Source organism: bacterium, from assembly GCA_021108215.1.
Classification (GTDB): domain Bacteria; phylum Oederibacteriota; class JAAXVQ01; order JAAXVQ01; family JAUVAV01; genus JAIORK01.
The window spans coordinates 22,610-35,974 of record JAIORK010000009.1 but is presented as its reverse complement, the minus strand read 5'-3'; the positions used below and the strand labels follow the sequence as shown (position 1 = coordinate 35,974).

Genomic DNA, 13,365 nt, shown 5'->3' with positions numbered 1-13,365 from the left:
ACATGTACGGAAATGTGTATGGGATGATCGAGCACAAAAATGGAACAGCAGAATTTGGGATGACCTCGCGCGTGCTGGAAACAGTTGTAAAAGACGGCATGACCGTGACTGTGATGGAAAGCCTGCTGGATACCAATCAGAACGGCAAAGTGGAAGCGGGTGAGAAGAAGATCACAGGTTCTGACATGTACGGAAATGTGTATGGGATGATCGAGCACAAGAATGGAACAGCAGAATTTGGCATGACCAGTAAAGTTTTTGAAACCGTGATGATTGATGGTCTGACTGTGACCAAGATGGAAGCCCTGCTGGATTTGGATATGGACGGAACACTTGAAAGCGGGGAACGGACAATTACGGGTACGGACATGTATGGTAATCAATATAGCGTTGATAAAAAAGGCAAACTCGGTGCAAAGAATGAATTTCTGATGACAACCAAAATCATTGGAACCGTGATGATTGATGGTATGACAGTAACCAAAACGTTGAATTTGATTGAAAAGGATGCCACCGAGACCGGAACAGATATGTATGGCAATCAATATGGTATTGATAAAAGAGGCATCATACGGGATATGGGCGAATTCAGGATGATTAGTGAGTATATCGGTATGGAAGTTGTTAATGGCCTGACCGTCACCAAGCTGGATGACCTGTTGAAAGGCGATGTGACGGGTACGGACATGTATGGCAACCAGTATGCCGAAGATGAACATGGCAATCTGAGACAAGTGAGCCGGATGGAAATTTTCACAGTGGAGGGCAAGGATATCAAACTCACCCTTTCCCTTGAGGATGAATCCACCATGATTCGCGGTTTGGGTAAGAAGCCCATTGAAATGGGGATGGATGTCAAGGTTGCGGTTGAGGGTGACAAAATCATATTCACTGATGTCCGGGGCGTTCGGGAGGTCTACACTATCCAAGGACGCCGTATGACAAAGCCTGAGCAAAAATTCACCAATATTTTTAAAAAGTTTACTTTCTCCGTTTCCAGCGCGTGGAGCAAGTTTGCCGAAGGTACGCGTGAAGAAGCCGGAGCCACATGGGGAAAAGTCGCGGCAGAGAGCGCAAAACTGGTGGGCAGAGTGACACTGGCAGTCGTGGTGGGTGCTTTGGATACGGTGGGGACAGCACTGCGCACTTCGGTTGAAGTTTCCCTGGATGTGATTTTAACAATAGGCTTAGTCGGCCTGATATATTATGCCGTGACCGGAGAATCTTTGGGTGCCTGGGTGGTGGACACATTTATTGTAGGCGTGGAATGGGTATTTAAACCGGTGGATTTTGTTTTTCAGAAAGCCGGCGAGGGACTTAAATGGGTCGGCGATCACATCATTCAGTATTCAGAAAAACTTACAGCCATGGGATTACATGACCTTGCCGGGAAAGTGGCAGTGGTTGCACTGGCTTTTCATGGTTTGGGCGACAGTCTGACGATTATTTTTATTATAGCCCTGAAATTTATTCCGGTGGTCGGTCTTATGGTCAGCGGTATTGCCGCAGCAGTGATGCTGGGAAAAGACGCCTTAATTAACGGATTGGGCAGTATGTTTAAGAACTTTTTTGTTGAGCCGGTTTTCAGGGTAGTAGAGGGTTGGCGCCATGCGGGCGACCACTCCCGGCCCGGATCGCATATCATGCACTTTGTGGATGGCATGTCCCAAATTATAGGCGGCGCTGTCGGGCTTTACTTTGCATATATGATGATTAAGGTGCCGTTGATGAAAGCCATTGCCAAATTCCGCGAAGTCAGGCTGGAGAGAGTTAAAAATAAGATTATCAAAGAAGTTGAGAATGGCAATCCTGAAATACTCGAGATGACCTTGGAACAGGTCGCGAAAGAAGTCGGCTTGAAACCCAAAAAAGGGAGCAATTGGGGAAAAACGAAGGTCAAGGATCTGAAAATCACATCTCCCAAAGGTCAGGGTGTCACCATTGGCAAATTGTTTTCCAGCAATAAAGGCCAATTAATTAATATGCTGAAATCCCGGGGTTTTAACCTGTCTCAGTTAATCATAACGAGTGGTGCCCATGTCGGTCAATCATTAACCGCTGCCATGTCTGTCAGACCGATGCGCGGTTTTGCGCTGCAATATGTTGCGCAGAGCATTGTGGCCTTGGTGAAGGCCTCAGGTACGTTGGTGGCGTCTTTTGGCAAACATCAGGTTATGATGATTGTTAATGCCGGTAAAATGATCAAGTTGTTGGCAAAAGGCAAGACCATGATCAAAACAAAATCAGGCAAGATTGAAACCGTGAAAATTTCCGAAGTTGCACCGCGTTTGGCACCTCTCGCAAAGGTGGTGGGACGTTTTACAGGCGCGATGCGGGTACGCATGACAGGTATTCGCAATACAGTTGTAACCCGGATCACAGGCCGTCAGATCAGCCCGGCAAAACCTGTGGTTCCCGGTGCGGTCAATACGGCGAAATTAGCCCCACTGAAGGGAACACCTTTGCAGGAGAAAGCAGCATTGCTGAAAGTGAAGGCGAAGCGGTTGGCCAAAATAGAAGCCGGGAAGGTTGTTACTGAGAAATATCAAAAAAGGTTGATAAGGGAAGTCCAAAAATTAAAAACAGAGATAAAGCAAGGGATCCAAGATCAAAATGTCCGGGCCGCGGATACGTCGCTTAAACCGGCTGAGCGTCAGGCTGCTTCCCGGGAGAGTGCGCTTTTAAACGAGATACTCAATGTTGAAAATGGAAAAACGGCGATAGTTGAGTTACAAAATGGGATCAAAACGCTGCGTGCCGACACAAAAGCCCGTACTGCGAAGCTCGCCAAACTGGAAGCCAGGGTGGAATCCGCGCAGAAACTTATTGATGGCGTGGAAGCCAAGATACAGCTCCGGGCAAAGGGTAAGCCTGCCGCGGCATTGACGAAATTAGACGGTATGAAGAACCAGATTAAAACCAGGATGAAAGCAGACCTGTCACCGAAACAGCTCGCTGAGGCAAAAGCGGAACTGAAGCAGGTTTCCCGCGAAATGACACTGCAAAAAGCCAAACAGCGTGTGGCGAAATTAAAAGCTGAGATAACAAAAGAGAGCCCGGCGAATGAGTCTGCGCTCAAGGAGCTCAGCAGTCTGGAAGCCAAGCTGGAGGCTAAGCAGGAAATGGTCATGGATATTGAATCGCGGCAGCAGCAGCGCCAGGATTTGGTAAAGACAGAAACAAAACTTCAGACCAAAAAGCAAGGAATCGCCGAACAAACAAAAGCATTAAAAGCAAAATTGGAAAAAGCACAGACACCGGAAGCGCGGAAAAGCACGGAATCCCGTGTGACGCGTCTGGAAATTGCCATGGAGCGTGTAAAAAATCAACAAAAACAGGTTAAGAATCAGCAGAAAATCCTGGATCTGGATGCGCAGTTTGAGAATACAACAGATGCGAAACGTTCTTATGAATTTCTGGATAAAAAAGCCGACACCTTGTTCGATCAAGCTGGATTGCAAAGCGAGGCCCAAGAGATAGCAGGTCGCATGGATGCCGCTGCCATGGAGCAGGCCGGAACCAGAATTCAGGAGTTGGCCCGGCGTACGGCTGATCCTGTCAAAGGCGAATCACCGCTTTTGAGTGAGGCCCAGATTGAGAAATTGACCAAAGCCTTTACCAAAGAGGGGGGTAAACCCATTGAAGGCAGGCGCCAGTTGATCAAGCTGCTCAAGGCTATGAGTCAGGGCGGGAATATTGATGCTATGATCAAGGCCAGGTTCCAAGGCCCGGCCGCAGCGCTGCGTCTCCGGGCAATGGCTGAAAATGGGATGAAAGCACAGGCACAGACAATATTTGAAAAGCTAAGTGCCAAGCCACTGGCGGAAGGAAAAATTTCACCAGCACAGCAAAATGCATTGGCCAAAGAGCTGGGCCTGGATTTCTCGTCTGAGTTGCCAGCCAAGGCCGGGGGTGCCAAGAATATCGCCCAGGCCAAAGAGCGTATCTTAGGCATACAGGAGTCTGCAGCGCGCGAACCCGGCTCGCTGGATGTCCGGCACGGTAAGAATCGCGCGGCAATTGAGAAATTTTATAAGGATGTTGGTAAAGCGGGCAAAACGATGTCTCTGGCAGATGCCCGTATTGAGGGTCTGATCAAGAGCCGGGCACCGGTGGGTAAAATAATTGAGCAGTTGATGGGGAGCCGGTCCCCCAAAGGCCGGGCTGCGGTTCGTGAGATGCTTCGCCGCATGACACCGGACCAGGTTCGCGAGTTATTAACGTCCAGTGATCCTAGGAAAATGATCCAGGGGTTTGAGACATCCCAGACCAGTCAGATTATGGGACGCCAGGCAAAGATGGTATTAAAAAGTGCAGAAAAACAATTGGACGCAGCTAAAGCCAATGTGGAAAAACTCTCGAAACAAGGCGGCGAAGGTTTACAAAACGCAGAGAAAGTTTTGAAACAGGCCAAAGCGGAATTTGATTTGCAAACAGAGATTGCGGGTTCTAAAGACGTTATCAATGCAAGAAGCGAGATGATCAAAATCCGTAAACAAGCAGGTCAATTGCGCAGGCAGCTGAAAAAACCAACGGAAAATCTCCAAAAAGCTGAAGCGGAGGCGACAACAGCCCAAAAGGGTCTGCTCGCAGCTGAGAAGGGTGTGGAAGCAGCCAAAACCTCGGGCAAGGGCTTGCAGGCTGCGAAAGCAACTCTTGAACAGACCCGGACAAGAAGGAACAAGGCTAAGACCGATTTGATCAAAGCCGAAGCAGACTATATGAAAATTGCCAACAAGTTCAATGCCGCGAATCTTGCATTGAACCGGGCGGAAGCAAAAATTGAGGCGGCCATTGCCAAGCAAAAACCCACGGGTATTGAAGCTGCCCAGGCGAAATCATCTGAACTGGTGAAAAACGCGGAAAGCAAGGGTACGGAAATAACCCGGGCACAAAATAAAACAGCAGAGACAACAGCCGATGCAAACATCCAGAAAGCTAAAAGCGGTGTTTTCAATGCCGAGACGCAAAGTAGGGAAGCGGGAAGAAATTTGAAGAATTCGCAAGGCAAACAAGCACAAACAACTGCCAAAGTTGAATTGAAAAAAGCCCAAAAAACACTCCGGACAGCTGAGCGCAGCTTGAAGATGGCAAAGGTGAAAAAATCCAGTATGATGAAAGCAGCGGAAGCAGCGGGCAAGAAAACAACGGCGCGCCTGATTGAGAAAGCGAAAAAGCAAGGTGCCGAGCTTGTTCGGGAAGCTGAAATTCAGGCCAAAAAAACGGTTAGCCTGGCGGAACACATGGGAGATAAAGTTTCGCCGGCCAAGATAAAGGGATTGATCAAGCGCAGTCAACAGATGCAGGAAGCGGTTAAAGCGCGCGATCTTCTTGAGGCCAAGTTGCGGAGCACATCTGACGCGACTGCGCGGGAAAGTTTGAAAACTGAGATTACAAAGGCCGAGGCGCGTGTGGACCGCTTAGGCAAACTGGCTTTGGAAAAACCGATTGCCGGCAATGCCGTTACGGAGTTGTATACCAGCGCCAAATTGGCGCTCAAGCGTCTGTCCACGCGGCAAGATTCGGCTATGTTGAGATATGATGTGGATATGGCGGTGGAACGCGTCACAGATCCCAAGCGTGCAAAAATATTGAAGGCAACGTTGGAAAAGATTAATGACCTCCAGGCCAAGATTGAGAAGAGTATGCAGAGCAGCAGGAAAGACTCGCCCAAAGAGCAATCCAAGCGCAAACAAATGATCGAAGACCGTTTGGAACAATTGGACAAGTTGCAGGATAAGGGTTTTTCTAAAGAGCTGTTGGAATCCATTGGATTGAAGGACATCACCACCAGCGATCCGGCGGTATTGAAACAGGTGGGAATTAAGATAGGCGAAGTACTTGTGAAGTTGGAGGGTAAAGGAAACATACGCAAGCTGGGATCCGAATTGCAAAAAGCAATCGAGGCCAAGGATACTGCTAAAATAGATGCCTTGACAAAGAAATATCAGGCGGAAGTTGCCAAGCGGATGCCGGAGATCGAAGCTGCCATTGAGCGTATCCTGCCCAAAGAAATGAACAGCCAGGCCAGAATGATCGCCAAGGAGTTGATCAAACAATTTCAGGCAGATCCCCTATACCGCACCTTTACGTTGGATCAGCCCATGCTCTCATTTTTGTTCAGACAGGCAGAATTGCACTATCTCAATATGGAACTGCATATTAAAAATCCAGCCATGAAAGCGGTGATCGGCGAAGCACTCCAGCTGGCCATGGGTGGTGGGAAATCCGCTTCAGTGATAACCATGAAAGTGGCGATGGAGCTTTTCAAAGTCAACCATCCGGGCATGAAGGTCCCTGCCATGCTTTATATGACGGTGAATCCTTCCTTAGTCAGGCAGATTTTGGGAGAGCCTGCGTTTAAGCAGATGGCCAAAGAAGGTATGCTGATTGAATTGACCAAAGAGACTTCCGCAGATGTGATCAAGAACGGTTTCAAGGAAGGCAAGATGTATGTCACGGATTGTGAAACCATGAAGCATATTGTGCTTGAGATGCGCAGTGCCGGCAAGACGGATATCCAGATTTCCCGGCTGCTCCAGGACAAATTGGGGACAGTTGCCTGGGATGAATTTCATGCGGCCTTCCATGTTACGGACACCATCATCGGGGCATCGGGTATTGCACCGTATCTGAGCAGCGAGGTCCAGACGCGGATGGGCGATGTGGCCATGCAGCACATTAAGATGTACGGCCAGGTGCGGGAATGGTTTGTCAAAAAAGTCACGAAAAACGGCGTGGTGCAGAAAAACAAGGTACTGAAGGTTTTTGAGAATGTTGAAAGCGGCGTTGGAAAGGAAGTGCGTAATCAACTCCAGTTCACTGCAGAAGCACTGAAGGAAATCCGTTCCGCCACAAATCTGGATTACGCCAAATCCGGCGACCGGATCATGCTGGACAAAATGGCCAAGGTGCTCTCGACCAAGAACGGTCGTGAATGGACGGGTGAAATGCGCAAGGGGAAATCTTCTTATGGAACCATGGAAGGCGGCGAAGGAAAGCCCAACACCATTTTTGGCGATCAGCTCCAGGCGGCTTTTACCAATATTGAGGTTTTCTTTCAGAGCAAGGGTGAGGGCATACGCGCGCACCGGGCGGCCATGCATGCGATCAAGTCACCCGGTTTCCGCGCACGCAACGGCAAGTTCGTTGAAGCGGTGGTGGAGGCATTGGTACATACCACCACAGAGCGGGTGACCATGCTTGAGGCGGTTAATTTGCTGGGCGCTCAGAACATCGTGGGTTTTTCCGGCACGTTTGAAGGCATCAAGGGAACTTTGGCAACCTGGGGCAAGCGTTTGAATATGATTAACCGTGAACCTGTGATTGATATGTTTGATATTGTGAAAAAAGAAGCCTATTTTCAGGTCAAGGTGGGTCAGGATGTGATCACGATGCGCCGGGATAGCCACGGCCGGATTAAGATGGAGCTGAGTCATGAGGGTTATAACGAGCGTACGGCCCTGGTACGCGAGGCACTCAAACTCATGGAAGTGAAGCTGGACACACACGGCCGGAAAATCACGCAGCAGATCTTCACGCACAATGACAATTCTGCGCTGGCGAAGATTATGACGGAGATTAAGCAGGCGATGAAGACCGGTCGTGTGACCGGTCAGAAATATAATACTCAGACCGTGAAGATCAATGCGGAATCCATTCAACGTTTTGTTAAAAATCATCCGAAAATTGCGGAATACAATAAAGATGGGTCACTGACCCGAAAATCCATTGAAACAGCGATTCAAAAAATGATCAAACATCCGGGCAAGGAGATGGTCCAGCTGGTCCTGATTGAGGGTATGGCACCTGAGCTTCGGACTGTGGCCATGGGTAAATTGGAGAGTATTATTCAGGACGGTCTGGGATGGAAGCAGAAACGCATGATTTTCGCCCCCAAGGTGGGCGAAGGTTTGAACACCCTGGCCACCAAAGGGCATATGCAGAAAATGGGCGCTGCCATCCATCAGTTGGATATGCGCCCGCTCGATGTTTACCGGCAGGCCATGAAGCGGGTTAATGTTTCGGGTGCCAAATCCGGCACTTACAAACGTGCCCGGGGTATTGGCGGGATGAGCCTTGATCTCAATGATATTAATAATATCACCCGCGGCGAGATCAAACAGTTTAAAACCCTGGTTGAGCAGATCCGGACTGCGATGGCGACTGGCGGGAAAAATTCTAAAATATTGACCATTGATATTTCTGCAAAAAAAGTCAATGGGCAGCGTACCTTACAATCCACTAATACCCATTTCAAGTTGTTCACGGAATTCAGCGATATGTTGGTTGGTGAGGGCAAGAACGGTAAGACAATGGGTATTGCCAAGCGAATATTGCAGGAAGTGGATATACAAAAAACGCAGGCCTCCCTAAATACCCAGGCTGGCATCCAGACCGAAACGACGGTCTCGGTCTCGGTGGCAAAGAGTTCCCCAAAATATATGGCGGAGATGGCAAAAACAGTTGAGCGCAGTCTTCCCGAGATGCTCAGGAAATACCAGGGCATCACGGATATTGCAGCCCATCGTGTGGGGACACCCAGGAGCGCGCTCTCACAGATCCTCGTCATGCCGAATTACGCGAAGGCCGAATTGCAGACACGGTCCGGTTGGCACCGGATTCCGGGAGTCAGGCAGATTGCCGGGTATTTTGAGGCGCGGACCAGCGCGATCCAGGCATCCGGTGCGCAGATCCAATTGGTCACCCAGTATGCCAAGACCTGGCAGAGTGAGTCCTGGCAGAATGACAATGCTGCGACAGTTGCCCAATACCAGGCACAGCACGGTGATCACTGGGTGGATGCCAAGCTGACTGAGAAATTCGGCGAGAGCTGGAGTTTATATCAGGCGGTCGGTGAAGCGGGCAATGTTTTCAGCCAAATTCGGGTGATGAACCGGGGGGTAACATATATAAAAAACCGGTTTGAGAGCGCGGTCCGGGACATGACGAACGTGAGCGCCAAACTGCCTGAGTTGCAAGCTGAGCCTAAAAGCAGAACTCTGACCTATCAGGGCCGGACCATGGACCTGAAAGCAAGCACCGCGTTTGTCCGGAAAAATCTCATGGTCGCGCAAAATTTGGCTGTCCAATATGGATTCAAATTGGCGCCGCAATTGGTCGGGACGCCGGGACAAAACGCAGCGATTGCATCAAACAGCCGGATGTTTGGCGAGATTGGAACACTGCAAGCGGCGATAGACAATCCACTCACCAGGTTCGTGCAATCTGTCCGCCAGGGCTGGCAAAATACTTTGCGTTTGGTTCAGAAGATGCCGTTGCTGTTTGAACCCCTGCAGATTGAGGCAGGCAGGATCACGCCTTCGACAGTCGGCAGAATCATTGCGGGTGCAGGCCTGGTGGGATTGGTCAGTCTCACGAATCTGCCGCTGACCGGTTTGATGTTGGGCATGGCACTGCCGATGGCGGCCAAAGCTGTGGGGTTGTCCGGCCTTCTGGCGCAAGTGCCCTTTTTATCTAAATTTTTACCTTCAGGCATAACCGGTCAAACCGCCACCCGGAAAAAATCACCGGTTTCCCAGTTGGCCCTTCCTCTGGCAGGACTGGCCCTGGGCGCTGTTTTTCTGCCCGGCATGGCCATGGCATCAGTCGGAGCCTTGCATAATCAATTTGTGGAGCATGTCTTTACAGTTTCAAAAGAAAATTCAGATCGCGTGATTGTCAATGAAGTAGAGCCTATTGCCAATGTCACGGTTGGAAAAGAGACCCACGAGACCAACAAGAGTTTGGTGGAGAAATTTAAAGAGCGCATGGCCGGCGAAAAAAAAGATGGCGCAAAGGCGGTTGCTGCGTTGGAAGCATTGCTGACCGAAGCTGAGGTGGAATTGGCAGTAGGCCAAAGAGCGAGTCATTACGGCTATATGCATATGGTGGCTGCGGTGTTGAGTTTGGTGCCCGGCGCATTGGACCGGATCCGGACAGTTGAGATCGGCGCCCGATCGAAACCGGAGAAAAAGGGAAAAGCAGGAAAAAAAATTACCGTGACGGCGGATAGAATAAAATATTTGGATCAGGGTTTTTCAGCAACCTTGATGACGCAGACGATTCTTGCGGCAGTGGACGGCTTGTTTTCAGATGCACAAAGCTATGCGCTCAATGAGCGGCTGCGTCAACAGCGTATGTTCAAAGAATATGGCGGCAATGCTTTGGCCGAGTTTATAAAGCAATACATCACCGATGGCGAAAATTTGCGCACCCTCATCAACGGCAATGCCGCATTGCAAAGTGTCTATGACCAGGTGAACAAGGCCATTGGAAGAGAATATGCGGGCAAGGATATCACAGAGTTGACCGAGGCGGCCGGCGAACTGGAAAATCAGGCATTTGGCTTGATGAAGCATAAGGCCGCGGATATTCAACAGGCGGATAAGACGCAAAAGCTGTTACGGGAAGAGGAATTTTCAAATACCTTTGGGGTGAGTTATGCAGCCTATTTAAAGATGATTCGACCAACCTGGATTGAGCGTGTCGTTGTTCGTTTGGTTGGGCAAGACCGGTTGGATCGGGAAAAACCGCTTTTGACTGTGAAAACCTACATACTGCAACTGGTGGGTCTACTGTCCGTGGCGGTTATCGGTGCGGCGCTGGGTGTGGCGGTTCTGAGCGGTGCGGCCATCGGCGGTATGGTTGTTTTGCTTGGATTGGCCGGTGTCGGCATTGTATATACTGCCGCCTGGCTGCAGGCGGAAAATATGGCTTTTCATGCAAATCCCACCGGGGCGGTGAAAGAGAGATTGGCGGCAGAGAATTTTGCATCAATTGATCCAGTTATGGCGGCGCGGGCTTCACAAATTGCCCGACTCACCGGTGCGGATGAATTCAAGCGGCGCAGAGAATTTAAGCAGAAGTATAAAATTGATTATGAAACATACCGAACCGTTTCGCTGGAAACGTTATTCAATGATCCTTATTTCAAAAAAACATTGAATCATTTGCGTATTGCCGGGACTGACCGGATGATCTCCGAGACCATGCGCAACCGCGCGATTCGCATCGCACTCCAGCATCTTTTGCAGATGGTCGCTTCGGACATCCCGCAGGAAATGAAGCTTGCGATTACCCGGGACATTATCCAGGTGCTTGGCGCTTTGCAATTTGACATTAAGATGACCTATAAGAAATATGCGGATGACTTGACGGTTACATTGACGCCGGAAGCCGTGCCCCGCAGCTTGACCCGGGATTACAAACTGGGACGCATCATTAAGCGTTTGGAAAATCTGGGGATAGGCATAAAACTTGAGATGCAACCGCTTCGGAAGCAACCGAAGCTCAAGACGACCGGCAGCGCAGCCTAAGGCGGGAATCCATACGGCTTGTCCGGCATACGCATCCTTCTCCGGGTCATGTCTGTGATTCGTTCCAGGGCTGGTTAGAAATCACTATTCCAAGGCTGTAAAGTATGCTAAAATTTTTGCATCAGTCGTAAAAAGATTGGCCAACTCAAAAAAAACGGATACTGATCTTCATGCAACGAATTATTATCATCGGTCTAATTACAATTCAAGCAGTTCTCGCGTTTTTTACTTATCCCAATTATTTCATTCCTCAATCCAATCCTGTTTCCGCCTTGCTGGCTTTGTTGGTTTACAGCCCGTTTTTTTTAAGCATTCTAATTTTTCCGGGAAGAAAAAAATTATGGATGGCCGGAATATGTTTTAGCATCATTCATGTGATGGCGGGGATGTACCTAACGGATATGGCATACCAGCAGTCCGTCGGCAGGTGGATACTGTTTGTGGTCGGTTTACAGATGTTCGTGCTGGGTGTGCTGCAGGCCGGCATGATCCGGTTTTTCACCCGCTCCCGGCGTTGGGCATTTGTTTTACTGGGTCCCTGTTGGTTGACACTGTATGATTTTGTGCGGGTCCTGGGCATCGATTTTTTATGGTTTTTGCCTCCGGTGTCATACAATATCGCCAATCCCCTGGCCGGGATGCCCGCATTGGTTCAGATGTGTTCAATTGCCGGAATTCAATGCGCCAATTTTATGGTTTATTTTTGTTCCGGCAGTGTGGCGCTATTGGTCGTGATTTTTCTTAAGCCGGGTAACTTCATTTCCGAAAAAATATCGCAGGCCTTCGCCGGTGCGGAGAAAAAGAAGATACTGACGGCGATGGTGATCATAACGGTTTTCCTTGCGGTTCTGGAGATTGCCGGTACACGGGAAGCGCAACACCTACAGAAGCTGGAAAAAGAATGCCGGCAGCATATTCGGCCTGCCTTATTGCAGTCTCAATTTGATCCTTCCGCTCACCTCAGCTGGGACCACAAACTCCAGCGCACGGCATTGCGTGTGTATCGTGCCATGGCGTTGGATGCCAAAAAGCAGGAGGCGGAGTTGTTGGTTTTTACAGAAAACGCAGTACCGATGGTACTGCCCAAAGATGGACCTTTTTGGCAGGATCTGAAGAGCATTTTTCAGGAGGTGCAACTGCCGGCATTTACCGGCGTAATCACCAACCTGGATGCTGAGCATTCTTACAATATGTGGTATTTTACCGATGCCCAGGGTTCGGTTGTCGGGTATTATCAAAAAAGATTTTTAATCCCGTTTGGTGAATATATTCCCATGCGCCGCGTGGTTGACGTATTTGGCAAAATAATACAGTGGTATGGAGTTTCGCTTTCATATGCAAAAAAAATATCCAGTGTGGCAGCGGATGATCAGGATTTAACCCGGGGGAGGGAAGAAAAAGTATTTGAATTTAAGGAGCAAAAACTGGTTTTAAAAATATGTGATGAAATTTCCGTTGCTCCCTATGTGCGGGAAGGCATTCAACTGGGTGGCGCGGTGATACTGTCGCCGGCGTCGGCAAATTGGTTTTCATCTCAAATTCACTGGTATTATTCGCTTCAGGTAACGGTTTTTCGGGCGATTGAGAGCCGGCGTTGGATTGGGCGGGTGGCCAGCATGGGCAGTGCTGCTTGGGTGGATGCAACCGGGCGCGTAAGGTGTCAGGCACCCTATGGCGAACGGTCGGTTTTTGTGAAAACAGTCCCGTTGCTCACCTATCGGTCTTTTTACAGCAAATTCGGTGATTTTTTTCCCTGGATATGTGTTTTTTTCATAGGTTTATTTTTCATTGATAGAATGGTTTTAAAATTTATCGCAAAAAAATAATTTTGCATCCTCACTGCATTTTACCTGTCAACCTATTGAAAACGACAAACTATTTAGTTGGTTTTACCTATAAGCTGTTTTTTTTATCTGGAGATTATTTTTTTTACAAATCTCAACAAATCACAAAACCCTTTTATTTTAAGGATATTATAAAGTTCGTGAATTGGAAATGCCTGATTTAGTGTGATATACTTTAATTGTTATAAAAAACCTTTTAAATT

General features: G+C 48.8%; 2 protein-coding genes. Both read left to right on the top strand.

Going from position 1 to position 13,365, the window contains the following annotated elements; translation table 11 throughout:
* Nucleotides 1-23: 23 nt before the first annotated feature.
* Nucleotides 24-11,318 (top strand): hypothetical protein, encoded by an 11,295-nt coding sequence (locus tag K8S19_01910; protein MCD4812440.1) that lies wholly within the window; start codon nucleotides 24-26, stop codon nucleotides 11,316-11,318.
* A gap of 170 nt (nucleotides 11,319-11,488) precedes the next feature.
* On the top strand, nucleotides 11,489-13,144 hold the full coding sequence (gene lnt, locus K8S19_01905; protein ID MCD4812439.1) for an apolipoprotein N-acyltransferase: 1,656 nt from the start codon (nucleotides 11,489-11,491) through the stop codon (nucleotides 13,142-13,144).
* Nucleotides 13,145-13,365: the final 221 nt, after the last annotated feature.